Source organism: Kitasatospora sp. NPDC056273 (genome assembly GCF_042268845.1).
Taxonomy (GTDB): Bacteria; Actinomycetota; Actinomycetes; order Streptomycetales; family Streptomycetaceae; genus Kitasatospora.
In genome coordinates, this window is sequence record NZ_JBHJSJ010000072.1 from 1 (window position 1) to 24,664 (window position 24,664).

General features: G+C 73.7%; 18 protein-coding genes, 3 pseudogenes and 3 riboswitches. Of the genes and pseudogenes, 14 read left to right on the plus strand and 7 right to left on the minus strand.

The window, feature by feature from the left end:
* Positions 1–34: 34 nt before the first annotated feature.
* Positions 35–223 (minus strand): hypothetical protein, encoded by a 189-nt coding sequence (locus ACFCY1_RS37125; RefSeq protein WP_375877386.1) that lies wholly within the window; start codon positions 221–223, stop codon positions 35–37.
* Positions 224–506: 283 nt separating this feature from the next.
* Here ACFCY1_RS37125 and ACFCY1_RS37130 point away from each other — a divergent pair, with 283 nt between their 5' ends.
* The 8 genes from ACFCY1_RS37130 to metE all read left to right on the plus strand — a co-directional run bounded on the left by ACFCY1_RS37130 (position 507) and on the right by metE (position 14,317).
* A complete protein-coding gene (locus ACFCY1_RS37130; protein ID WP_375877387.1) occupies positions 507–3,950 on the plus strand; it encodes a WD40 repeat domain-containing serine/threonine protein kinase in 3,444 nt (1,147 codons plus the stop codon).
* Positions 3,951–3,995: 45 nt separating this feature from the next.
* Positions 3,996–4,083, minus strand: a riboswitch (cobalamin riboswitch).
* A 94-nt stretch (positions 4,084–4,177) separates the two neighbouring features.
* A riboswitch (cobalamin riboswitch) is annotated at positions 4,178–4,305 on the plus strand.
* A gap of 107 nt (positions 4,306–4,412) precedes the next feature.
* Positions 4,413–6,329 carry a prenyltransferase/squalene oxidase repeat-containing protein gene (locus ACFCY1_RS37135; protein WP_375877388.1) on the plus strand — a complete coding sequence of 639 codons (1,917 nt, stop codon included), beginning with the start codon at positions 4,413–4,415 and terminating at the stop codon, positions 6,327–6,329.
* Positions 6,326–7,417, plus strand: coding sequence for a hypothetical protein (locus ACFCY1_RS37140; protein WP_375877389.1), 1,092 nt, complete (start codon positions 6,326–6,328; stop codon positions 7,415–7,417). The genes ACFCY1_RS37135 and ACFCY1_RS37140 overlap by 4 nt, the downstream gene beginning before the upstream one ends.
* Positions 7,418–7,421: 4 nt before the next feature.
* On the plus strand, positions 7,422–8,660 hold the full coding sequence (locus ACFCY1_RS37145; RefSeq protein WP_375877390.1) for a CbiQ family ECF transporter T component: 1,239 nt from the start codon (positions 7,422–7,424) through the stop codon (positions 8,658–8,660).
* A complete protein-coding gene (locus ACFCY1_RS37150) occupies positions 8,657–10,300 on the plus strand; it encodes an ABC transporter ATP-binding protein (RefSeq protein ID WP_375877391.1) in 1,644 nt (547 codons plus the stop codon). The genes ACFCY1_RS37145 and ACFCY1_RS37150 overlap by 4 nt, the downstream gene beginning before the upstream one ends.
* A complete protein-coding gene (locus tag ACFCY1_RS37155; protein ID WP_375877392.1) occupies positions 10,297–11,181 on the plus strand; it encodes an ECF transporter S component in 885 nt (294 codons plus the stop codon). Before ACFCY1_RS37150 ends, ACFCY1_RS37155 begins: the two co-directional genes overlap by 4 nt.
* Positions 11,182–11,199: 18 nt before the next feature.
* Positions 11,200–11,517 (plus strand): hypothetical protein, encoded by a 318-nt coding sequence (locus tag ACFCY1_RS37160; RefSeq protein WP_375877393.1) that lies wholly within the window; start codon positions 11,200–11,202, stop codon positions 11,515–11,517.
* Between the two features lie 99 nt (positions 11,518–11,616).
* Positions 11,617–11,820: riboswitch (cobalamin riboswitch) on the plus strand.
* 181 nt (positions 11,821–12,001) lie between these two features.
* Entirely contained in the window at positions 12,002–14,317 is a 2,316-nt protein-coding gene (metE, locus tag ACFCY1_RS37165; protein WP_375877394.1) for a 5-methyltetrahydropteroyltriglutamate--homocysteine S-methyltransferase, read from the plus strand.
* Between the two features lie 83 nt (positions 14,318–14,400).
* On the opposite strand, the pseudogene metF reads toward metE, so the two are convergent.
* Positions 14,401–15,317, minus strand: a pseudogene (metF, locus tag ACFCY1_RS37170) (methylenetetrahydrofolate reductase [NAD(P)H]).
* Between the two features lie 191 nt (positions 15,318–15,508).
* On the opposite strand from metF, the gene folP reads away from it, so the two are divergent.
* The 3 genes from folP (at position 15,509) to ACFCY1_RS37185 (ending at position 18,878) form a co-directional block, all read left to right on the plus strand.
* The gene (folP, locus tag ACFCY1_RS37175; RefSeq protein ID WP_375877395.1) at positions 15,509–16,333 is read left to right on the plus strand and encodes a dihydropteroate synthase; all 825 of its coding nucleotides are present in this window, start codon (positions 15,509–15,511) and stop codon (positions 16,331–16,333) included.
* A gap of 65 nt (positions 16,334–16,398) precedes the next feature.
* Positions 16,399–17,862 carry a short-chain fatty acyl-CoA regulator family protein gene (locus tag ACFCY1_RS37180; RefSeq protein WP_375877396.1) on the plus strand — a complete coding sequence of 488 codons (1,464 nt, stop codon included), beginning with the start codon at positions 16,399–16,401 and terminating at the stop codon, positions 17,860–17,862.
* A 404-nt stretch (positions 17,863–18,266) separates the two neighbouring features.
* Positions 18,267–18,878: a polysaccharide deacetylase family protein gene (locus tag ACFCY1_RS37185; RefSeq protein WP_375877397.1), complete on the plus strand. Its 612-nt coding sequence runs from the start codon at positions 18,267–18,269 to the stop codon at positions 18,876–18,878.
* Positions 18,879–18,899: 21 nt separating this feature from the next.
* Here ACFCY1_RS37185 and ACFCY1_RS37190 read toward each other — a convergent pair.
* Positions 18,900–19,727, minus strand: a pseudogene (locus tag ACFCY1_RS37190) (citrate/2-methylcitrate synthase); the annotation flags it as partial.
* Positions 19,721–20,035 (minus strand): annotated as a pseudogene (locus ACFCY1_RS37195) (methylisocitrate lyase); the annotation flags it as partial. The pseudogenes ACFCY1_RS37190 and ACFCY1_RS37195, both read right to left, overlap by 7 nt.
* Before the next feature lie 689 nt (positions 20,036–20,724).
* Between ACFCY1_RS37195 and ACFCY1_RS37200 the strand changes: the two are divergent.
* Together ACFCY1_RS37200 and ACFCY1_RS37205 are read left to right on the plus strand one after the other, a co-directional pair.
* Complete coding sequence (locus tag ACFCY1_RS37200) at positions 20,725–20,904, plus strand: hypothetical protein (protein WP_375877398.1); 180 nt, start codon at positions 20,725–20,727, stop codon at positions 20,902–20,904.
* Positions 20,901–21,311 (plus strand): hypothetical protein, encoded by a 411-nt coding sequence (locus ACFCY1_RS37205; protein WP_375877399.1) that lies wholly within the window; start codon positions 20,901–20,903, stop codon positions 21,309–21,311. The genes ACFCY1_RS37200 and ACFCY1_RS37205 overlap by 4 nt, the downstream gene beginning before the upstream one ends.
* Positions 21,312–21,457: 146 nt before the next feature.
* Here the strand turns inward: ACFCY1_RS37205 and ACFCY1_RS37210 are convergent, their stop codons facing one another.
* Entirely contained in the window at positions 21,458–22,663 is a 1,206-nt protein-coding gene (locus tag ACFCY1_RS37210) for an alpha/beta hydrolase family protein (protein WP_375877411.1), read from the minus strand.
* Between the two features lie 112 nt (positions 22,664–22,775).
* Here ACFCY1_RS37210 and ACFCY1_RS37215 point away from each other — a divergent pair, with 112 nt between their 5' ends.
* Positions 22,776–23,135: a transposase gene (locus tag ACFCY1_RS37215; protein ID WP_375877400.1), complete on the plus strand. Its 360-nt coding sequence runs from the start codon at positions 22,776–22,778 to the stop codon at positions 23,133–23,135.
* A 51-nt stretch (positions 23,136–23,186) separates the two neighbouring features.
* Here the strand turns inward: ACFCY1_RS37215 and ACFCY1_RS37220 are convergent, their stop codons facing one another.
* Positions 23,187–23,531 (minus strand): hypothetical protein, encoded by a 345-nt coding sequence (locus ACFCY1_RS37220; RefSeq protein WP_375877401.1) that lies wholly within the window; start codon positions 23,529–23,531, stop codon positions 23,187–23,189.
* 334 nt (positions 23,532–23,865) lie between these two features.
* A complete protein-coding gene (locus ACFCY1_RS37225; RefSeq protein ID WP_375877402.1) occupies positions 23,866–24,612 on the minus strand; it encodes an ABC transporter ATP-binding protein in 747 nt (248 codons plus the stop codon).
* Positions 24,613–24,664: the final 52 nt, after the last annotated feature.

Here is a 24,664-nt window from a genome sequence, read left to right on the forward strand (position 1 = left end):
CTCCGGAAGGGGCCGGGGCGCCGGTGCCAGGGGCTCAGGCGCCGCGGGACGCTCGGCGCCGCCGGTCGAGGTGTCCGACCAGCCGTACGGTTGCCACCGCGGCGGCCGTGAACAACAGGGTGTCGACCATGGTGCCCGCGGTGGTCAGCCACGCGGGGTCGTCGCCGTCGGGCACGCGCGTCGCGGTGAACAGCCCGCCGACGCCCGTCGAACGTACTGTCATTCGACGGCCGCGCCCACTCGCGGTCCTCCCTGAGGATCCGGTCCATCGTCATGGGTTTCGGTGTTCTCGTCCCGGCCGGGCCGGCCGTCGGCATCCAGATCACGCCGACGTGGTGGTCCACTTCCGCCGCCGGCCCCGCGGACCGACCTCTCGGCGTGCCGGCCTGGCCCCGCGGGTACGGCTTCGCACTCGGCGTGCGCGGTTGACCCGACATCACGACGAAGGCCCAGGCGGCCCCGGGGCGGCCTGTCATGACACGGCGTCAGATCGCATACTCGTCGGTATGAGCGATCGGAATGGGGCGGCGTCGGCCTGGAAGGTCGGCGATGTGATCGAGGGGCTGTACCGGGTCGACCAGGTGCACGAGGCCGGCGGGATGGGCCTGGTGTACCGGGTCTGGCACCTGGGGTGGGGGACCGACCTGGCGGTGAAGTCCCCCCGGCCGGAACTGTTCCGGTCCGCGCGGGAGCGGGAGCTGTTCGTCGCCGAGGCGCAGACCTGGGTCGGCCTCGGCCTGCACCCGCACGTCTGCGCCTGCCACTATGTACGGGAGATCGGCGGGACGCCCCGGGTGTTCGCCGAGTACCTGGACGGCGGCAGCCTGAGCGAGTTGATCCACAGTGGCCGGCTGTACGCGGGCGGCCCGGAACAAGCCCTCGCCCGGATCCTGGACCTGGCGGTCCAGGCCGCCCGGGGGCTGGACCACGCCCACCAGCAGGGCGTGGTCCACCAGGACGTGAAACCGGGCAACATCCTGCTGGACCGGGACGGTACCGCCCGGATCACCGACTTCGGCCTGGCCCGGGCCGGGCAGCTCGCCGCGTGGCCCGGCGGCGCAGGCGATCGGCCCGGCGCCGACGCCACCGTCCTGGTCGCCGCGGGCGGGATGACCAGGGTGTACGCCTCGCCCGAGCAGTACGGGCAGCGGCAGCTCGGCCGGCGAAGCGACCTGTACAGCTTCGCCGTCTCGGTGCTGGAGATGTTCACCGGCGGCGTGGCCTGGTACGTCGGACCACTCGCGAGCGAGACCCTCGCGGCCTTCCGCGGGACCCGAGGCCGCGACGGCCGCCCGCCGATCCCGCCCGGCGTCGCCGAGCTGCTGGAGCGCTGCCTGCGCCACGACCCCGCCCAGCGACCCGCCTCGATGGCCGAGGTCGCCGCCGAGCTCGCCGAGCACTACCACCGGGCCACCGGGACCCGGTACGCGCGCCCGGTGCCGAGCGCGGTCGGGCTGCGCGCCGACGAGCTGAACAACCGCGGCCTGTCGCTCTTCGACCTCGAGGACATCCCCGGCGCGCAGCGCGCCTTCGCCGACGCTCTGGAAGCGGACCCGCGCCACCTGGACGCCGCCTACAACGGCGGCCTGCTGCGCTGGCGGCGCGGCGAGACCACTGACGACACCCTGGTCGCCGACCTGGAGCAGCTGCGGCTCGTGCACGGCGACTCCTGGCAGTCCCGCCACCGGCTGACCGAGGTCCACCTGGAACGCGGCGACCTGGAGGCCGCCCGCGAGCTGCTCGCCGGGATCACCGCGGAGTGCGGCGACGACCCCGAGCGGCGCGCCGCCGTGGAACGTCTCGACCTCTCAAGCGCCCCCGACAACCGGGCGGCCCCGGCCTTCACCGCCCGCTGGTACCAGCTGTTCGACGGCCCCGCGCGGCTCGCCGCCCGGATCACCCCCGACGGGCGGTACGCGGTCACCGGCTACGGCGGCCACGGCGACAAGGACCGCGGGCTGAAGCTGTGGGACCTGCGGCGCGGCGAGCTGCTGCGCACCGTCGGCGGCCTGGAGTCCTGGGTGAGCAGCCTCGACGTCTCCGACGGCCGGTACGCGGTCTCGGTCGGCCCGGACAACGAGGTCCGGTTCTGGGACCTGGCGCGCGAGCGCTGCCTGCTGGCCTTCACCCCGCCCGGCCGCCGCGAGCTGTTCCGGGTGCAGGCCCTGCGGATCGACAACCGGGCGCGGACCGCCGTCGCCGTGGTGGAGGGACGGCTGCTGGTCTGGGACTTCCCGAGCGGCCGGCAGCGGTTGCGGCTCGGACCCGTCACGGACCGGGCCGAGGACTCCCACCGGGTCGAACTGAGCCACGACGGCGGTCTCGCCCTGGTCAGCAGCCACGCGCGCGGCACCCTCCAGCTGTGGGACCTGAACACCGGAGAGCTGCGGCAGACGATGACGATGCCGGGCCGCGGTCCCACCGCGATCTGGCTGGAGCCCGAGGGCCGCACCGCGGCGACCGCCTCGCCCGGCCTGACGATCCGGCTGTGGGACCTGCGCAGCGGCCGCGCGGTGCGCACCGTGACCTCGCCGATCGGCGAGGTCCGCTCGCTGGTGCTGAGCGGCGACTCCCGGTACGCCGTCACCGGCGGCGAGGACGGCGCGGTGCGGCTCTGGGACCTGGCCCTGTACCGCTGTGTGCGCACCTTCCGCGAACACAGCCAGCCGGTCGCCGCCGTGATGATGGGCGGGGACGCCGACTGGGCGGTGTCCGCCGGGCAGGACAACACCGCGCGCTGGTGGCGGATCACCCCGGAGCGCCGGTTCCGGGCGAGCATGCAGCTCAGCCGGCCCCGCCGCCACCGAGAGATCGAGCGGGCCGGCGGGCAGGTCGGGGCCCTGCTCGCCGAGGCCGAGCAGGCGTTCGGGTCTCGGCAGTACGCCGCCGCGCTCGACCTGCTCACCCGGGCCCGCTCGACGCCCGGCTATGAGCGTGCGCCGGAGGTGCTGGCCGCATGGCGGCGGCTGGGGAGATCCGTCCGCCGTACCGGGCTGCGCGGGGCGTGGCCGGTGCACACCCTCGGCGGGCAGGGCCACGTGTCCTCGCTCGCCGTGTCGGCGGACGGGCGTACCGCGGCGATCGGCGGTGACCGCCGGGTCGGGCTGTGGAATCCGACCGACGGCACCCCGCTGCGCGCGCTGGACAAGCCCCGGGTCGGCTCGGTCGGCCTGAGCGCCGACGGCCTGCGTGCGGTGGCCGGCGGGGACGCGGTGCTGCAGAGCTGGGAGCTGCCCGGTGGCCGACCGCTCGGCCGGGTCGACGCCCGTGGGCCCGACGGCCGTGCCGAGAGCGGCGAGGCGGGCGTGGTCGGGAACTCGGTCCTGTTCACCGCCGATGCCCGGCAGGCCCTGGTGATCGGCCGGGACGGCGCGCTGCGGCTGTGGGACCTGGACAGCGGCCGCTGCGTGCGGGTGCTCACCGGCGACGGAGAGCGGCCGACCACCGCCGCCGCGATGAGCGCGGATGGCACCCGGGCAGCGAGCGTGGCGCTGTTCGGCGAGATCCAGCTGCACGCCCGGCTCGGCGCTCCGCCGCTGGCGCTGAGTCATCCGGCGTGCGGCTGGCTCTCGTTCGACGCAGACGGCCACCGGCTGCTGTCCGGCAGCGCGTACGGCGACCGCTCGCTGCGGCTGTGGGACGCCGGCACCGGGCAATTCCTCCGCGCCTTCGACTTCGAGGTCCTGCCGTGGGACGCCGGTACCGGGCCGGATGAGCTGTCGGTCCTTCACCTCTCCGCCGGCGGCCGGTTCGCCTATACAGGCCACCGGCTCGGCACCGTGCGGATCTGGGACGCCGACACCGGCCGCTGCCTGCGCGAGCTGGAAGGGGGTGGCGGCCAGGTGTGGAGTCTCACCGCCACCGCGGACGACAGCCTGCTGCTCTTCGGCTGTGCGGACGGCTCGGTGCGGGCGTGGGCGATGGACTGGGAGCTGTCCGCCGGGCAGTGACGATCGGCCAGCCGGGACACCGGCTCAGTTCCGCAGTGGCCGGGCGGGCATTCGGGCTCGGGACGGTACGGTCACCGCCCCACACCGCTGCGCGTCAGCCCCGGGTTCGCACCGGGTTCGCACCGGGTTCCCCCGCTCGGCCACCGCGGACGCGACCGCACAGGTCTGTCGCCCGACGAGGTGATGTGATCGACCTGACGCCCCGTTGACTGCCCGTCGGTCAGCGTGGTCTGATGAACCGATTTTTTGCCCTCGGCATTCAGGGGAAGCCGGTCCAACTCCGGCGCTGACCCGCAACCGTGGACCCACCTGAGGTGGGTGAGCCGGAATGCCTGGACCGGGGGTCTGTTCACAGAGCACTTGCGTCGTCGCGGACTACGACGCGGTTTCGACGGCCCCCGTGCCCGCGGGCGACCGTCGGCTGCGCCGTCGCCTCGCGTGTCGACCGACCAGGGAGTCGTCGTGAGGGTCAGCAGCAATCGCACACGTCACAGGAACCGGGACCTCGCCTCGCTGGTGGTCGCCGGCACCGTCGCCGTCGCCGCCTGCGGCACGGTCCTGCTCGGGTACCCGGGTACCGCCTCGGCCGACCCGATCGAGCAGTGCACGGCGACGACGGGCGCGATCGTCGCCGTCGACTTCACCCACTGGGGCGGCGGCGTCGTCCGGGGCTGCGACGCCCACCCCACGACGGGCATGAACCTGCTGCACAACGCCGGCTTCACCACGACCGGCACCGAGCACGACGGACCGGCCTTCATCTGCCGGCTCGGGACCGGGACCTTCAACGGCGGCGCCCAGTACCCGACACCGGCCGAGGAGCCGTGCGTCAACACCCCGCAGGCCACCGCGTACTGGTCGTACTGGATCGCCGAACCCGGCCAACAGGCCTGGTCCTACAGCCGGTTCGGGGCCGGCACGCAGAAGCCCGAGCCCGGCGAGGTCGAGGCCTGGGTCTACGGCGGCACGGACATCGGCGGCACCAGCGGGGCGCCGAACTTCACCCCGGACTCCGTCCGCGCCAGGAACGGCGGCCCCTCGCCCTCCGCCTCCCCGTCGGCGTCGCCCTCGCCCGCGGTGGCCCTGAGCGCGCCCGCGGGGAGGAAACCCGACGCGGCCAAGGGGAGCGCCTACCTCACCGACCCGTCCCGCCTGATCGACGGCCACTACTACGAGGGCTTCCCGGCCTTCGCCGACTTCGGCCTGACCATCGACGGGGCCTACGCCCTCGCCGCGACCGGCACCGACGACGCCGCGCTGCGCCGGATCGTCGACTTCCTCGACCAGCAGGGCAAGGACGCGAGCGAGCGCACCGTCAACGACTGGACCGCGATCGGCACCGAGTACGCCGGCGGCGGGTCCATCGGCAAGGAGGCGCTGCTCGCCGAGGCCGTCGGCCGCAACCCGCGGGACTTCGGCGGCCACGACCTGATCGCCGCCCTCGCCGCGCTGGTGTGCGCCAAGGCCGACGCGACCACCGGCTGCGCAGCCCCGGGCAACTACGCCTACGCCACCTCCGTCTTCTCCCAGGCGCTCGCCGTCATGGCCCAGCTCCGGGCTGGGGAGTCCACCAGCGTCGCCCCCGCGATCGCCTACCTGAAGGGCCTCCAGCACCCGGACGGCTCCTGGCCGAGCCTGATCCCCGCCACCGGCGACTCCGACGTGGACAGCACGGCGATGGCCGTCATGGCCCTCGCCCTCGTCCCCGGGGACGAGGCCGCCCGGGCGGTCGACCAGGGGCTCGGCTGGCTCGCCGCGCGGCAGCTGCCCGACGGCGGCTTCCCCGGCGCGTCCGGCGACTCCACCAACTCGGCCGCGCTGGCCGTCCAGGGCATGACGCTGCGCCAGGCCGCCTACGGTGGACAGATCGCCAAGGCGCTCGACTTCCTCGCTGGGCAGCAGAACGGCGACGGCGGGTTCAACGTCGCGGCCGCCGGGCAGCGGGGTTCGGACGTCCGCGCGTCCACGCAGGTGCTGGGCGGTGCCACCGGCATCTCCTTCGGGACGCTGTCCCGCGACCTCGCGGGCACGCCGACGCCTACTCCCACCGGGACTCCGACCACCACCCCGACGGGAACGCCCACCCCGACGGTCAGTCCCACCGGGACGCCGACCGGCACCCCGGCGGGCTCGCCCACGACGACCGCGCCGATCCCGGCCACCGACACCCCTTCGTCCGGCGGCATCGACACCCCGAAGGGTGACAGTGCCGCCGGGGCAGGGGGCGTGACGGTGCGGACCGGTTCAGGCGGCCTGGCCAGTACCGGAAGCCAGGTACTGGCACTGACGGCGGGGGCCGGTGCGCTGACCGCGCTCGGCGCCGGGGCCGTCCTCGTCGCCCGTCGCCGCACCGCGGCCGCCCCGGGGCGTCACCGGTGAGCCGGGGGCTCGGCACGCGCCTCGCCCGGCTGTCCGGGGCGGCGTCGCTGACCTTCGCCCTCGCCTTCGGCGGCGTCGCCGCGGGCACCGCCCCGGCCGCCGCGACCCCGTTGCCGATCGAGCAGTGCACCACCACCTCCGGTGCCGTACTCGCCGTGGACTTCGGCACGTGGGGCGGCCCGCTGCTGCGCTCCTGCGGGACCACGCCCACCACCGGGTTCACCCTGCTCAACCAGGGCGGCTGGAAGACCACCGGCACCGGGCACGACGGCCCGGCCTTCATCTGCCGGATCGGCTACAGCGGCTTCCAGGGCGGCAAGCAGTACCCGACGCCGGACCAGGAGAAGTGCGTCCTGACGCCCCCGGCCACCGCGTACTGGTCGTACTGGCACGCCGATCCGGGCCAGAACGAGTGGTCCTACAGCCAGCTCGGCGCGATGCTCTACCAGCCGAAGCCCGGCAGTGTCGACCTGTGGATCTTCGGCGGCACCAACGTCGAGGGCACCGAAGGGCGTCCGACTTTCTCGCCGGACAGCGTCCGGGCCCACAACTCGAGTCCCGGCGGGCAGCTGGCCGACCCCGGCCAGGGCACGACGGGCGGCTCCGGCGGAGCGGCGGGCGGTTCCGGTACGACAGGCGGATCCGGTACGACGGGCGGCAGCGGCTCCGGCTCAACCGGCGGCACTGGCTCAACCGGCGGCCGGGCCCCGGCCCCCGCCGCACCCCAGCCCGGCGGAGCCCGTCCGCCCGCGTCCGCCGCGACCCCGGGGACGGACCCCGCCGCCACCCCCGGGGACGGCGTCGCCCCGTCGGGCGTGCCCGACCCCACGCCGGTGCCGGCCGAGCCGTCCACCGCCCCGCCGACCGACGCCCCGAGCGACCAGTCGACACCGCAGACGGCCGCGGCCGAGGCCGGGCCCACGTCCGCGGCAGCCGTGCCCGGCGGGGTGGTGGACGCCAACCCGGTGGCCGACGCCCCGCACGACTCCGGGTCGATGGTCCCCGCCGTGCTCGGCTCGGTCCTCGTCGTGGCGCTGGGTGTGGCCACGGTGGTGGCCGCCCGGCGCCGCCGCCGACGGGCCGAGTGATCCGGTGGGCACGCTCGACAAGCGCGAGTCCGGCTCCCCGCAGCGCGCCCCCGGGCGGGCCGCGGGGGGCCGGCGCATCCCGCGTAACCTCCACCCGCTGGCCTGGTGGGCCTGGGCGCTCGCCCTGGCGACGGCGGCCAGCCGCACCACCAACCCGCTGCTGCTCCTGCTCGTCCTCGCCGTGCTCGGCTTCGTGGTCACCGCCCGCCGCAGCGAGGCGCCGTGGGCGCGCGGGTTCACCTACTACCTGTGGCTGGCCCTGACGGTGGTGGCGATCCGGGTGGTCTTCCGGTGCGTCTTCGCCACCGGTGTCACCCCGCACGACCACCTGCTCTTCTCCCTGCCGCACATCCCGACCCCCGCCTGGTACGCGGGCATCGAGATCGGCGGCCCGGTCTCGCTGGAGGCCACGCTCTCGGCGGCCTTCGACGGGCTGCGGCTGGCCTGTCTGATCTGCTGCATCGGCGCCGCGAACACCCTGGCGAACCCCAAGCGGGCGCTGCGGGTGCTGCCCGGGGCCCTGTACGAGCTGGGCGTCGCGGTGACGGTGTCGCTCAGCGTCGCGCCCCAGCTGGTGCAGAGCGTCCAACGGGTCGCCCGGGCACGGCGGTTGCGTGCCGGGCGGCGCAAGGGCGTCCGCGCCCTGCGCAGCATCGTGGTGCCGGTCCTGGAGGACGCGCTGGAGCGTTCGCTCAGCCTCGCGGCCGCGATGGACTCGCGCGGCTACGGGCGTTCCGGCACCGCCTCGCGCCGCTCCCGCCGGCTGACCGGCGCGCTGATGCTGCTCGGCATGTGCGGCCTGTGCGCCGGGGTGTACGGGCTGCTGGACGGGACGGCCCCGGCCGCGCTCGGCCTGCCCGCCTTCCTCGCTGGTGCCGTGCTCTGCGTGGCGGGCCTGCTGCTCGGCGGGCGGCGGGTGCGGCGCACCACCTACCGGCCGGACCGCTGGCGGGCCGCCGAGTGGGGCGTGGCCGGCTGCGGGGTGACCGCCGCCGTGCTGCTGTTCGCCACCGTCGGCTACGACGCCACCGACCTCAACCCGTCGCTGTACCCGCTGACCTGGCCGACTCTGCCGCTCGTCCCGGTGCTCGCCCTGCTGCTGGCGGGGGCGGCCGGGATCGTCTCGCCGCCGCCCGGCCGGACGCCCGGACCCGCCGCCGGGCCGGGGCCGCGCCCGGCCGCACGTCCCGATGCCGCTCCCACCGACCGCACCGACCGCACGACCTCCGAGGTGAGCACGTGATCCGATTCGACCGGGTCGGCGTGGTGTACGACGGCGAGAGCACGCCCGTCCTGCGCGACGTCGACCTGCACATCCCGGAGGGCGAGCTCTGCCTGGTGGTCGGCCGCACCGGCGTCGGCAAGTCGACCCTGCTCGGCGCCGTCAACGGCCTGGTGCCGCACTTCACCGGCGGCACCCTGCGCGGCCGGGTCACCGTGGACGGCCGCGACACCGCCCACCACCCGCCGCGCGAACTCGCCGACGTGGTCGGCGTGGTCGGGCAGGACCCGCTGGCCGGCTTCACCACCGACACGGTGGAGGAGGAACTGGCGTACGTCATGGAGCAGTTGGCGATCCCGCCGGAGACCATGCGCAAGCGGGTCGAGGAGACCCTGGACCTGCTCGGCCTGGCCGACCTGCGCCACCGGGCCCTGTACGAGCTCTCCGGCGGCCAGCAGCAGCGCGTCGCCATCGGCTCGGTGCTCACCGCGCACCCGCGCGTCCTGGTGCTGGACGAGCCGACCTCCGCGCTCGACCCGACCGCCGCCGAGGAGGTGCTGGCCGCGATCACCCGGCTGGTCCACGACCTCGGCGTGACCGTCCTGTTGGCCGAGCACCGCCTGGAGCGGGTCGTCCAGTACGCCGACCGGGTCGCCTACCTGCCCGGCGACGGGACGGTCGTGCACGGCCCCCCGGCCGAGGTCTTCCGGGACACCGCGATCGCGCCGCCCGTCGTCGACCTCGGCCGACTGGCCGGCTGGCGGCCGCTGCCGCTGTCCGTCCGGGACGCCCGCCGGGCCGCCGCGCCGCTGCGGGAGCGGCTCACGGACCTGCCGGTTCCCCCGCCGCGCCGGGCAGCGGTGGCGGGGGAACCGGTGCTGGAGGCGACGGGGGTCGTCGTCCGGTACGGGCCGGTGGCCGCCGTCCGGGACGTCCGGCTGGAGCTGCGGGCGGGCGAGGTCACGGCGCTGATGGGCCGCAACGGCTCCGGCAAGTCCTCGCTCCTGTGGGCGCTCCAGGGCTCCGGGCCCCGCCAGGGCGGTAGCGTGAAGGTCACCGGCGCCGGGGGCGGCCCGGCCGCGGACCCCAAGCGGCTGCCCGCGGCCCGGGCCCGGCAGCTGGTCGGGCTCGTCCCGCAGACCCCCACCGACCTGCTGTACCTGGAGACGGTCGCCCAGGAACTCGCCCAGAGCGACCTCGAAGCCGACGGCGTCGGCGGGCCGACCGCACGGCAGGTCCTCGACCGCCTGGCTCCCGGGATCCCGGACGGCACCCACCCCCGGGACCTCTCCGAGGGGCAGAAGCTGGCCCTCGTCCTGGCGATCCAACTCGCCGCCGCACCAAGGGTCGTGCTGCTGGACGAACCCACCCGGGGGCTCGACTACCAGGCGAAGGAGGCGCTCACCGGCATCGTGGACGCCCTCGCCGCCGAAGGCCGTACGGTCGTCGTCTCCACCCACGACGTCGAGTTCGTCGCCTCCGCCGCCGACCGCGTCGTGGTGATGGCCGAGGGCGAGATCGTCGCCGACGGGCCCACCGCCGAGGTCATCGTCGCCTCGCCCACCTTCGCCCCGCAGACCGCCAAGATCCTCGCCCCGCTCGGCTACCTGACGGCACGTCAGGTCGCGGCGGCCGTGGAAGCGGTGGAGGCCGCCCGGTGACCGCCGTCCGGATCCCCGGCCGGGCCCGCGTCGTCGTCGCCCTGGCCGCCTTCATCGGGCTGGTGGCCTTCACCTGGCCGTTCGTCGTCGCGCCCGGGCGGTTCGGCTCCAACTACGCCCCGCCGCTGATCTTCGGCGCCCTGCTGGTCCTGGTGCTCGCCGTCGTCGTCGCGGAGATCTCCGCGGGCGGCATCGACGCCAAGGCCCTCGCCATGCTCGGCGTCCTGTCCGCCGTCAACGCCGGACTCCGCCCGCTCGGCGCCGGGACCGCCGGAGTGGAGACGGTCTTCTTCATCCTGGTGCTGGCCGGCCGGGTCTTCGGCCCCGGCTTCGGCTTCACCCTCGGCTGCACCTCGCTGTTCGCCTCCGCGCTGCTCACCGGCGGCGTCGGCCCCTGGATGCCGTACCAGATGTTCGGCTGCGCCTTCGTCGGCATGCTCGCCGGACTGCTGCCGGGGGCCGGGCGGCGCTGGGAGGTGCCGCTGCTGGCCGGGTACGGGGCGTTCTCCGGCTACCTCTTCGGCTTCCTGCTGAACCTCTCCTTCTGGCCGTTCTCCACCGACCCGAACAGCTCGATCGCCTACCTGCCGGGCCTGCCCTTCACCGAGCAGTGGCACCGCTACCTGCTGTTCGACCTGGCCACCTCGCTCGGCTGGGACACCGGCCGCGCCGTCACCACCTTCACCGCCGTGCTCGTCGTCGGGCCGGCCGTCCTCACCGTCTTCCGCCGCGCGGCCCGCCGCGCCAACTTCGAGCCCACGGTGCGCTTCGAGGCCCCGCCCGGCCCGCACGCCCCATCCGGCCAGGACGCCACGCCCGGCCCGGACACCACGGCGGGGCCGCCGACCGCCGCGCGGCCCACCGGCCCGGCGCACCCCTGAACCGAAAGGCCGACCATCGTGCCCAAGCCCGCGAAGCACCGGACGATGACGCTGGACGGGGTCGTCGTCGTCGTCCTGACCCCGGAACAGCACGCCGCACTGGAATCCGCCCGCCGCCAGCTGGGCGGGGCGCAGGCGCAGGTCGCCAGGATGAGGTCAGACCTCCAGCGGGGACGGCGGCTGCTGGGCGAAGCCGAACGGCTACTGGCGGGCATCCCCGCCGACCAGCGCGCGCGACTGGACGCCCGGCTGGGGCCGGGACGCGGCCTGACCGGACTGCTCGCGGACATCCGCGCCGCCCTGCCCGGCACGCCGGACACCCCGACGCGGACCTGACCACCGGCCCCGCGAGCCGTGGTGGCGTCCCACCATCCGGACGGGTTCCGAGATTCCCGCGCCGGGCCCGGTGTTTTGCCCCTAAGCTGACGGCGCAGCTGGTTCGCCCTGTCCGCCAGGCAGGGCGTCGCAAGAGGGAACCCGGTGACGCCTTTCGACTGGCCAGTCCGGGACTGCCCCGCAGCGGTGAGTGGGAACGACCGCCGTCATACGCACTGGACCCGGGACGGGTCTGGGAAGCGACGGCCAGTAGGTGTCCGCCCTTCACGGGACGGACGCGCCCGCGAGTCCGAAGACCTGCCACTGCCCGCCCGCGGACGACCCGCGCGCGGCTATCCGGTGACCTCGTGGGCGGGTCGGCGACCATACCAGGCGGACCAGGCCCGTACGTTCCCGTGACGGCCGCCGCCGGGTACGTCATCCCTTCGCGCCCTCGTGCCGTCTCCGGGTACCTGAGGAGAACAGACTCGCGAAGGAGAGTCCCTTGACCACGAAGTCCGCAGCCGCGGCGAGCGTCGCCACCGCGTACGGCTACCCCCGCCAGGGCCGGGGCCGGGAGCTCAAGAAGGCCATCGAGGGCTACTGGAAGGGCTCGGTCACCGCCGAGGTGTTGCTGGCGACCGCCGCCGACCTGCGCCGGGGGAACTGGCAGCAGCTCGCCGACTCCGGCGTCGAAGAGGTCCCGACCGGTGACTTCTCGCTCTACGACCACGTGCTGGACACCACCGTCGCCGTCGGCGCGATCCCGCCCCGGCACCGGGCCGCCGTCGAAGCCGACCCGCTGGACGGGTACTTCGCCATGGCGCGCGGCAACCAGGACGTCGCCCCGCTGGAGATGACCAAGTGGTTCGACACCAACTACCATTACCTGGTGCCGGAGTTGGGGCCGGACACGGTGTTCACGGCGAACCCGGCCAAGGCGGTGGGCGAGCTGCGCGAGGCGCTGCTGCTCGGCCACGCGGCCCGGCCGGTGCTGGTCGGGCCGGTCACCTACCTGCTGCTCGCCAAGCCGGCGCCCGGGGTGGCCGCCGACTTCCAGCCGATCACCCTGCTGGACCGGCTGCTGCCCGTCTACGCGGAGCTGCTGGCCGGGTTGCGCGCCGCCGGCGCCGACTGGGTGCAGCTGGACGAGCCCGCGCTGGTCCAGGACCGCACCCCGGCCGAGCTCAACGCCGCCGCCCGCGCCTACCGCGAGCTGGGCGCCCTCACCGACCGGCCCAAGCTGCTGGTCGCCAGCTACTTCGACCGGCTCGGCGACGCCCTGCCGGTCCTGGCGAAGGCCCCGATCGAGGGCCTGGCACTGGACTTCACCGGGCCGGCCGCCGCCAACCTGGAGGACCTCGCCGCCGCCGGCGGCCTGCCCGGCAAGCGACTGGTGGCGGGGGTGATCGACGGGCGCAACATCTGGATCAACGACCTGGAGAAGTCCCTCACGACCCTGGCGACCCTGCTGGGCCTCGCCGACACCGTCGACGTCGCGCCGTCCTGCTCCCTGCTGCACGTGCCGATCGACGCCACCCTCGAACGCGACATCGACCCGCAGATCGCCCGCTGGCTGGCCTTCGCCAAGCAGAAGGCCACCGAGGCGGCGCTGCTCGCCCGCGGCCTGCGCGAGGGCACCGGCGCGATCGCCGCCGACCTCGCGGCCAACCGGGCCGACCTGGCCTCCCGCGCGGGCTCGCCGATCACCCGCGACCCGGCGGTGCGCGCCCGGATCGCCGCCGTCACCGACGCGGACGCCCGCCGCGCCCAGGCCTACCCGCAGCGGGCCGAGGCCCAGCGCGCCCGGCTCGGCCTGCCGCTGCTGCCGACCACCACCATCGGCTCCTTCCCGCAGACCACCGAACTGCGCGTCGCCCGGGCCGACCTGACGGCCGGTCGGATCGACGGCGCCACGTACCGGGAGCGGATGGAGGCCGAGGTCCGCGAGGTCATCGCGTACCAGGAGAAGGCCGGACTGGACGTCCTGGTGCACGGCGAGCCCGAGCGCAACGACATGGTCCAGTACTTCGCCGAGCAGCTCACCGGCTACCTGGCCACCCGGCACGGCTGGGTGCAGTCCTACGGCACCCGGTACGTGCGCCCGCCGGTCCTCGCCGGGGACATCTCCCGGCCGCACCCGATGACCGTCGACTGGTTCCGCTACGCGCAGGGCCTGACCGACCGCCCCGTGAAGGGCATGCTCACCGGCCCGGTCACCATGCTCGCCTGGTCCTTCGTCCGCGACGACCAGCCGCTCGCCGACACCGCCCGCCAGGTCGCCCTCGCCCTGCGCGACGAGGTCGTCGACCTCGAGGCCGGGGGCGCCGCCGTCGTCCAGGTCGACGAGCCGGCCCTGCGCGAGACCCTCCCGCTGCGGGCCGCCGCCCGCCCGGCCTACCTGGACTGGGCCACCGAGGCCTTCCGCCTCGCCACCTCCGGCGTCCGCGCCGACACCCAGATCCACACCCACATGTGCTACGCCGAGTTCGGCGCCATCATGACGGCGATCGACGACCTCGACGCCGACGTCATCTCCCTGGAGGCCACCCGCTCCCACATGGAGGTCGCCGGCGAGCTGGCCGAGGCGGGCTACCCGCGCGAGGTCGGCCCCGGCGTCTGGGACATCCACTCCCCGCGCGTCCCCAGCACCGAGGAGGCCGTCTCCCTGCTGCGCGCGGGCCTGGCCGCGATCCCGGCCGAACGGCTCTGGGTCAACCCGGACTGCGGACTGAAGACCCGCGGCTGGCCGGAGACCCGGGCCTCGCTGGACAGCCTGGTCGGCGCCGCCCGCCTGCTGCGCGCGGAGCTCGCCGGCTGACGCGGCCGGGCGGGAATCCTCCGCCGGTTCGGTACGCCCGCCACGGCATGCGGGCCGCGTCGCGGCGCGGCCCGCATGCCCGTTCAGCCGGACCGGGGCAGGCCGAGGTTCTGGTAGATCTCGGTGGTGACCGTGGAGAAGTTCATGGTCATGAAATGCAGCCCGGGCACGCCTTCGGAAAGCAGCCGCCGGCACATGGCGGTGGCGTGCTCGATCCCGATCGAGCGCACGGCGGCGGGATCGTTTTGCTGTTCCAGCATGCGGTCGGAGAGGGCCGTGGGAATGGCAGCGGTGCTCAGGGTCGGAATTCGGCGCAGTGACCGGATGCTGGTCACCGGCATGATCTCCGGAATCACCGGAATATCGCATCCGGCCTTCTGGAGACGGTCCCGGAAACGGAGGTATCCGTCCACCTCGAAGAACATCTGGGTGATCGCGTAGTCGGCCCCGGAACGGCACTTCGTGACAAAGTGCCGGATTTCCGAGTCCCAGTCCGGTGACCGCGGGTGCATTTCCGGGAAAGCCGCCACCCCGACGCAGAAGTCGCCCGAGTCCTTGATGAGGTGAACCAGGTCGGCGGCGTACTCGACCCCGCCCGGATGCCGGACCCAGGCGCCCAGCGGGTCGCCCGGAGGGTCGCCGCGCAGGGCCAGGATGTTCCGTACTCCCTGGTCGGCGTAGTGCCCGAGGATGTTCCTGAGTCGCCGACGCTGTGGCCGACGGCGGTCAGGTGCGCGGCCGGGGTGAGGGTCGTCTCCTGGGCGATGCGGCCGGTGACGTTCACCGTCCGCTCCCGGGTCGAGCCGCCCGCACCGTAGGTCACCGAAACGAAGGTGGGGGAGAGCGCCTCCAGTCGGCGGATCGCGTTCCACAGGCCGGCTTCCGCCTCGGCGTTCCGCGGTGGCATGAACTCGAACGAATAGGAGTGCTTTCCGGTGGCCAGGAGATCGCGGACGGTTGCCGCCCGGTCGGTGCGCGTGGAGGGTTTCCCGAGTGTCATGACAGGACGGTATACGCCCGGTCGGAATGGCGTGGTAGAAAGTCCACAGTGTGATACGCGGGTTTTCGCCAATGATGGTCGATGGCCTTCGGGGGTGGTCGCGGAGCGGCCTCCGGAGGCTGCACAATAGGGGCATGGAAAGACATTCGTACGCCCTTCCCGGACTTCCCGACTGGGGTCGCTGCGCGGTCATGGGAATCCTCAACGTCACCCCGGACTCGTTCTCGGACGGGGGATGCTGGCTGGACCCGGGCCGGGCGGTGGAGCACGGACTGGCGCTGGCCGCGCGGGGGGCCGACATGGTGGACGTGGGCGGCGAGTCGACCCGCCCCGGCGCCCGTCGGGTGCCGGTCGAGGAGGAGCTCGCGCGGGTGCTGCCGGTGGTGCGCGGACTCGCCCGGCAAGGCGTTCTGGTGAGCATCGACACGATGCGCGCCCGGGTCGCCGAGGCCGCGGTGGACGCCGGGGCCCGGATCGTCAACGACGTCAGCGGCGGCCGGGCGGACGAGGCCATGGCGAAGACGGCCGCGCGGGCCGGCGTGCCGTTCGTCGTCATGCACTGGCGGGGGCAGTCCCAGGGGATGGACGACCTGGCGGACTACGGGGACGTCGTCGCCGAGGTGGTCGCCGAAGTGGGGCGCCAACTGGACGCCGTGGTGTCGGCCGGCGTCGACCCGGAGCAGGTCGTCCTCGACCCCGGCCTCGGCTTCGCCAAGGGCCGGAGTGACGACTGGGCGCTGCTCGCCGCCCTGGACGCCTGGGCCGTGCTGGACCGCCCGCTCCTGGTCGGGCCCTCCCGCAAGCGCTTCCTCGGCGAACTGCTGGCCGACCCGGCCACCGGCGAGCCCCGCCCGGCCCGGGAGCGGGACGACGCGACCTCGGCCGCCGCCGTCCTGGCCGCCGCGCAGGGCGCCTGGGCCGTACGGGTCCACGAGGTGCGGGCGGCCGCCGACGCCGTGCGGGTCGAGGCGGCCGTGCGGGCCCACCGGGCGACCGCCGGCCGGGTGCCGGTGTAGGCCTTCGCAACCATCCGGGGGAAGAGAAGACCGGGGAAGAACAGAGAAGAGGGGTGCGTCGCACCATGGCACGTCCCGTCGGGCGCAAGATCTTCGCCCACGCCAAGCTGCGCCGGCTGCGCCGCGAGCACGGCATGAACCAGGTCGAGCTGGCCCACGAGCTCGGCATCTCGACCAGCTACCTCAACCAGATCGAGCACAGCCAGCGCCCGCTCACCGCCGCCGTGCTGCTGCGGATCGCCGAGGTGTTCGGCGTGGACCCGGAGTTCTTCTCCGAGGCCGACGAGGAGCGCCTCGCCGCCGACCTGCGCGCCGCCCTCGCCGACGAGGCGTGCGGTGCCCCCGTCCCGGCCGAGGACGTCGCGGAGGTGAGCCGGGACCACCCCGACGTCGCCCGGGCGCTCGTCGCGCTGTACCGCCGCTACCGGGAGGCGGCCACCAGGGTCGCCGATCTCGGCGACACTGCCGGGACCGCCGCGCTCAGCCCGGCCGAACCCCACGACGAGGTACGGGACTTCTTCTACACGCACCACAACCACATCCCGGCCCTGGACGAGGAGGCCGAGCGCACCGCGACCGCGCTCGGGGCGACCACGGCCGGCGGCCTCGCCGCCGCGCTGGCGGCCGCACTCGGCGAGCGGCACGGCGTGCGGGTGGTCGACTCGGATCACCGGCAGCAGGCGGAGATGCGCCGGTTCGATCCGGTGAGCGGCACCCTCCGCCTCTCCGCGTGGCTGACCGACGGTCAGCGGGCCTTCCAACTGGCCACCCAGCTCGCGCTGCTGGAGCACCGGCCGCTGCTCGACGCGCTGGTCTCGGCGGCAGGGCCCGACCTCACCTCGCCCCAGGCGGCGGACCTCGCCCGGATCGGCCTCGCCACCTACTTCGCCGGTGCGCTGCTGATGCCCTACTCGGCCTTCCACGCCGCCGCCGAGGAACTGCGCTACGACATCGACCTGCTCGGCGCCCGCTTCGGGGTCGGCTTCGAGACGGTCTGCCACCGGCTGAGCACCCTGCAGCGCACCGGCCGCCGGGGCGTGCCGTTCTCCTTCCTGCGCGCCGACCGGGCGGGCAACATCTCCAAGCGGCAGTCCGCGACCGACTTCCACTTCTCCCGCCTCGGCGGCACCTGCCCGCTCTGGACGGTCTACGAGGCCTTCTCGGCGCCGGGGCGGATCCTCACCCAGATCGCCGAGATGCCGGACGGCAAGCGGTACTTCTGGATCGCCCGCACCGTCACCCACGGCGGCTTCGGCCACCGCGCGCCGCGCAGCGAGTTCGCCGTCGCGCTCGGCTGCGAGCTGCGCCACGCCCACCGCCTGGTCTACGCCGAGGGCATCGCCCTGGACGGCCGGGAGGCGGCCACGCCGATCGGCCTGGGCTGCCGGATCTGCGAGCGCACCGACTGCGCCCAGCGGGCCCGGCCCCCCGTCGGCGGCCGGCTGGTGGTGGACCCGGACCGGCGTACCAGGGTGCCCTACCCGGTCGTCGCCGAGGGCCGTCACAGCGATCGGGAGGGGCGCCGCTGACCGGTGCCGCCGAGACGGCGGGCGGCGGGCGGCACCCGGGTGCCGCGGTCGGGCGACGGCGACGGATCCGGCACCGTGCCGCCGACCGTGTGGCCCTGGGTCCTTCCGGGTGGTGATGTGGGTCCCTCGGGGTGAACGCCGGGAGGGGGCGTCAGGCCCGGGGGGACACCCAGAAAATGTCAGATCATCAGATTGTCTCGCGAAGGCTGATCCTGGCCGCGGCCGGGTTGTCGGTCCTCGGCGCCGCAGGGTGCGGGGGAGCACGGTGGGCCGGGGAACCCGGTACCGCGCCGAGAGGGAACGCCGGGCCGCCGCCCGCGGCCGCACCCCCGGCGGCCGCGCCGGAAGCCGCGCCTGAAACCGCCCCGGAGGCCGCACCGGAGGCCGTTCCGGAAGCCCCCAGGGTGCTGACCGAGGCGGAGAGCCGGCCGCTGTTCGAACTCGCCGAGGAGGGGAAGGTGGTGGCCCTCACCATCGACGACGGACCCCATCCGCGCCACACCCCCGACGTCCTGGCGCTGCTGGAGAAGCACGGGATCCGGGCGACGTTCTTCCTGATCGGCGAGAACGCGGCCGCCCGTCCCGACCTGGTCCGGGAGATCGCGGCGCGGGGGCACCGCATCGGCAACCACACCTGGAGCCATCCGGACCTCCGTCACCTTCCCGACGACGCCCAGGTGCGGGACGAGCTGACGCGCACCTCCGACCTCCTCGCCGGGATCACCGGCAAGTCGCCCGCCTGGTTCCGGGCCCCGGGCGGGGACTGGGCCCCGAGGACGCTCAGGACGAGCAGGGAGCTCGGGATGCGGCCGATGGGCTGGACGGTCGACCCGGAGGACTGGGCCGAGCCGGGGACGGAGGTGATCCTCGGCCGGCTCACGAAGGAGATGCGCCCGGGAGCGATCGTGCTCACCCATGACGGCGGAGGCGACCGTTCGCAGACGGTGGCCGCCCTCGCGCGCTTCCTCCCCTCCCTGATCGACTCCGGCTACCGCTTCACCACCCCGCGGGCCTGACCGGACGGCGGTGCCGGTCTCCTACGCGGAGGCCGGCACCGGCCGCTGGCCCGGCCCGTCGTAGGAGGCGAGCGGGCGGATCAGGGTGTTGTGGGCGAGCTGATCGGTGATGTGGGCGGTCCAGCCGGTGATCCGGCTCATCACGAAGAGCGGGGTGAAGACCGGGGTGTCGAAGCCCATCAGGTGGTAGGCGAGGCCCGCCGGGTAGTCGAGGTTGGGGTGGATGCCCTTGCGGTCCAGCACCGCCTCGCGCAGCGCCGCGTGCAGGGCGGCCTGCATGATCGGGACGCGGGAGTCGCCGTGCTTGTAGACCCGGTGGCCGAAGCCCATGACCTTCCGCCGGGAGGCGAGGGCGTCGTCGAGCCAGTCGGCGGCGCGGGCCGGGTCGCCGATCTCCTCCAGCATGTGCATCACGGCCTCGTTGGCGCCGCCGTGCAGCGGGCCCTTGAGCGCGCCGATCGCGGCGGTGACGGCGCTGTAGAGGTTGGAGAGGGTGGAGGTGACGACCCGGGCGGTGAAGGTGGAGGCGTTGAAGCTGTGCTCGGCGTACAGCACGAGGGAGATCTCGAAGCAGCGCACGACCTCGGGGGCGGGCACCGTGCCGAAGCACATGTGGAAGAAGTTCTCCGCGTACCCGAGGTCCGGGCCCGGGGCGATCGGGGCCAGGCCCCGCCGACGGCGCTGGTCGGCGGCGACGACGGTGGGCAGTCTCGCCAGCAGGGGCAGGGGCAGGGGCAGGGGCAGGGGCAGGGGCAGGGACTTGGCGAGGCCGGACGCCGGGCGGCCGTCGTCCTCGGTCGGGTCCTCGGCGCCGAAGAAGCTGACGGCGGTGCGCAGCACGCGGGCGGGAGGGTGAAGTCGAAGACGGCCGAGTCGAAGGCCGCGTAGTCGGCGTAGCCGAGGAGTTCGTACAGCCGGGAGCGGGTCTGCATGCGCGGCAGCAGCGGCTCCTGGGTGCCCTCGGTGGCGATGGTGCGCAGCCCGTCCTCGATCGCGCCCATGGCGAGCCGCAGCAGGGTGACCGGGTAGAGGGCGATGCTGTAGCCGAGGCTCTCCAGGGTGCGGGTGTCCAGCAGCGGGGTCTTGCCGAACTCGGTGAGGTTCGCGAGCAGCGGCACGTCGACGGCCTTGCGGAACGCCTCGTACTCGGCCTCATCGCCGGTCGGCCCTGGCGCAAACATCTGGACCACACCGAGACCATCACCCTGATGCGGCACCTGGGCACGGCCGCGTTCATCGTCTGCGCCTACCTGACCGGTATGCGTCCGCAGGAAGTCCTCGCCCTGCGCTCCGGCTGCTGCCCCGATCCCGCCGCCAACCCTCCGGACGGCGCCCCCCGCCCGGCATCTCATCCGCGTCGCGGAGGCACCGGAATCCACCGGCTCCGATCCCGAGGCCGAGGGCGATCCGGCGTCTGAGGACACCGCCTATCTCATCACCCGCTCGCACTTCCGGCACCTGCGCACCGCACTCGACACCGAGGCCTCCGGCCGATACGGCACCCGCGCCCGCGGCGGAGTCCACGGCCTGGTCGACGTCGAGACCGCCCTGAGCGTCGCCGAGACGGCCGCCGACCTGCACGACCACTTCACCGCTGGCGGAGGCGTGTCCGGCCCGGCAGCCCGGCGAGCCCTCGTCCAGGCCGCAAGCACGCCCCGGTTCGAGGGCCGCCGGATCACCGCCCGCTTCGCCCGCACCTTCCTCGGCCGGGACGGAACTATCCCTCTACGACAACCCGCACGCCCTGCTCCTGTGCCTCTACCGGCACGACGCGGCCCTGTGCGCGAGGGAAGGCGTCCGGGACGTCCCCACCCTCGACCGGTGCGTACCCGGCTGCGGGAACAGCGTGCGTACCGATCACCACGCCGACCAACTGCGCGCCCGCGCCAACCAGCTTGACCAACGAGCCCTTCACACACCCGGCCCGGTCGCCGATCGCTTGCGGGCCAACGCCGACCGGCTCCGGTCCTGGGCCGACGAGCACGACCGCACCCGCATCGCCAAGCAGGAGACGGCACCGCGATGACCCCCGCCCCTGACGAGCGCGACAGCATCCGCGCCGCCACGCACCGCATCCTCACCGGCGCCCCGCAGCACTCGAACGGCGCGCTGACGATCGTGGCCCTCGCCCAGGAGGCCCGGGTCCCGCGCAACGCGCTCACCCAGCGGCACCCCGACCTGCGCAACGAGTTCTACGAAGGGGTCAGGCAGCGCGGTGCCGTTTCCGACTCCGAAGCCCGCCAGAAGGCGGAGATCGCCAAACTGAAACGCACCCTCGCCGCAAAGAACAAGGAACTGGGCGAGCTCCGCGGCGACGTCCAGGCGCTGGTCCGTGTCGTCGACCAGCTCACCCTGGAGAACCAGAGCCTGCGCGCCCGTGTGGTCGCCGACGACCCTACGGTCGTCCCCATCGGCCAGCGCCCTCCGCGTTAGAACCGTCACCTGAACGCGCGAACCCGGGCCGACAGCCGCAGCCGACTGCCCTGTCCGGCGTTCTCCCGGCGTGGAGATCGCAACCCGGGAAGCCACCGTCACCATCCAGACCTTGTCGGTCAACGGCAAGCGGACGCGGCGCTGCACTAGTGCTGGAAGAGTACTTCCGGATTGTTCGGCGAGGGGCCGTCCAGCAGCGGACTGTGGATCCCCTTCAGCGTCTGGTCGAAGAACGCTGTCACGTACTCACGGGTGATCACCACCCCGCGTTCCGGGGAGAGGGGCGGCATCGGGAACCCGGCCTCCTCCAGAAGCAGGTCCAGGTCGGTGAAGCTGGTGTGGTCGGCGCCGGCGACCGTCAGCCACTTCTTGTAGCCGCCGAGGGCGTCCCAGGCCTGCCCCCACGTGGTGTCGCCGCCGCCGGCCGGGTGGTTGTCGGGCGAACTCAGCATGAGGAACGGCCGGTTGATCTGGCCGGGCGTCGGGGCCGGGGCGAAGGTGCCGTCCATGTTCACGCCGGCCCGTACGCGCGGGTCGGCGATCATCGTGGTGACGGCCGCCGCTCCGCCGATGGAGTGTCCGGCCATGCCGATCTCGTGTTCGTCGATGAGGTGTGCCAGGCGCCACGCGGTATTGCCATGCGTCAACTGGTCGATCACGAAGGACACGTCCAGCGCGCGGCTGGCGGTGACCGTGCCCATGTCGAGGTTCGGGTCATCGCAGATCGCGCACGGCGGCGTCCGGCCGTTCGCCAGCGTCTCGCCGCTGTCCTCGTAGGTGTGGCCGACGAGTGCGACGACGTAGCCGTGACTGGCCAGGTCGGTCGCGAGCGAGGTGAGCATCATGCGCGGGTGCTCGAACCCGGGCGAGAGGACTACCAGCGGATACTTGCCGCTCCGCGGCCGCGCGCCGTCGAAGGCGTGAGTGGCGACGCTGGAAAGGTTCTGTGGGGTGATGCCAGAGCTCGTCGGTATCTTCCGGAGCTGGATGGCTCCGGCTGCCTCGGCGAGGGTCATGTAAGGGGCCGGAGTCCCGGTCCCGGGGACGGCCGGGTAGAGCATCGTGACGGCCAGTTGGCGGGGGCCGGATGACGGCACCCACGGGTCGGGACGGCTCGTGTCGGTGAGGTGGATGACGTCCTCGCCGGCGGCGTATGGGCCGGTCGGCGCGGGGAGCGTGCCGTGGAAGGACCGCGTGGGCGCGGTGGCCGTGGCCGGTGCGGTGTCGAACGCGTGCGTGGCCACCGGTGTGGCCGACGGTGTGGTCGTGGCGGCGAACCCGGCGCCGGTTCCGGTGACGAGGGCGGCGAGCGCCAGCGCCGCGACGGCGCTGATACGGCGATTGCGTTTCATGGGATCGACGCTAGGTTCCGCGGCTCCGTATCGAATCGGCCCGTGGATGTAACCATTCTGGTGTCGTTCGTAGCCCCCGCGAGGTACCGGAGTAATCCGCCGGGAGTATGTCGTGCGGCGCGGGGTTCCCTTCGCCGGCATCGTCGAGCGCCACCTTCGTCTTGGCCTACGACGAACACGACGCCAAGCCCTACCGCTGGACCTACGACGGTTCCGGACCGGGGTGGCCTGGCGGGATGTGCCGCCGCGGTACGGCTCCTGGGCCACCCTGCACACCCTGTTCCGGCGCTGGGCCGAGGACGGAACCTTCGAGCGGATGTTGCGGGCCGCGCAAGCGCAGGCGGACGCGGCCGGCGACATCGACTGGCTCGTATCGGTCGACTCCACCGTCGTGCGAGCCCGCCAGAGTGCCGCCGGGGCACGAAAAGGGGAACCCAGAACCAGGCGCTCGGCCGCTCCCGAGGCGGGCTGACCGGCAAACTCCACCTGGTCGTCGACGGACTCACGTCACGAGCTCTTCCGCTCAGCGGCCCGGCCGAGGGAAGGTCCTGGTCGCGAGAGCCGCGCAGGCCACCGCCAGCGGCAACTCGGCGAAGACCGTCATCAGCACCGCCAGCTTGAAGTCCGAACCCGGGGCAGCCGTCATGGTGTCGAACCAGGCGTCGACCAGCAGCACGGCCGAGGTCGCGGCGGAGGTCAGGCAGGCCCGGCAGTCGCCGCGCCTGAGGAGCAGTCCGGTGGAGAGCAGGCCGAGCGCCTCAAAGCTGTCCAGACCCGTCCACGTCCAGGCCCAGTGCGAGGCCTGAGCTGTGGCCGGCAGCCCGGTGTGCAGGAAGACCAGCCAGGGAATCATCGCCAGCCCGAGCACGGTGAGGACCGTGGCCGCCCGGCGAAGCAGCAGAGGGAACGTGAAAGCGGCCGCGGCCTTCGGAGGGATCCGCGGGACACCGGAGCCCGAACCGGCGTCCACGCGGACCAGACGGAGCGAATGAACGCCGGTCAGCAGGCCGAGGGAGAGTACTGATGACAACATCGCGGTGAACGTCGTCAAGGCCATGACGAGGGAATGGGCCCGACGCCGGCCCACGCCGGAGCGTACGACGTTGCCGAGCGCGCTCACCGGCTCACCGCCGGCAGCATGCGGGCCATGGCGTGGAATCCGGCCTCGAAGAGGCGTCGGGGCATCGGCGGCTTGCGCAGCGTCATCCGAGCGCTCCCGCCGGACGGGTCAGCCGCGCGTGGGCGGCCAGGCCGGCACCGCTGCCACTGTTGACGACGTCCCGCGCGACCGCACCGTCCACCAACTCGATGGTGCGGTGCGCGGTGGTGGCGGCCAGCTGCACGTCGTGGGTCACCAGCACGATGGTCTGGCCCTCGGCGTTCAGGTCCAGCAGCAGCTGGCGCACGTCCTCGACCGAGCTCGAGTCCAGCGCGCCGGTGGGCTCGTCAGCCAGCAACAACGCCGGCTTGTTCATCAGGGCCCTGGCCACCGCCACCCGCTGCCGCCGACCACCGGACAGCCGCTGCGGACAGGCCTTGACATGCCGCTCGATACCCAGCGAGCCGAGCAGGTCGACGGCCCGGCGCTTCGCCTCACCCTTGCCCATCCCAGCCAGCTGCGCCGGAACCATGACGTTGTCCAACACGGTCAGATCGTCGAGCAGGTTGAAGAACTGGAAGATCATGCCGATCGAGGCCCGGCGGTACTTCGCCGATCCGGCCTCACCAAGCTGATCGACGCGCGTGCCGTCGATGGTGACACTGCCGCTGGAGGGCTTGTCCAAACCGGCGATCAGGTTCAGCAGCGTGGACTTCCCACTGCCGGAATGGCCGAGGATCGCCACACAATCACCGGACGCCACGGACAAGGTCACACCGGCCACCGCGGGCGGGCCGTCGTCGTACTGCTTTATCGCGTCTTGGAGAGCGATCATCGGCGGATTCGTCATGGCCATGAACCTAGGAACGGACCATGATCCATCGCGTCGGCCGGTGGATTTC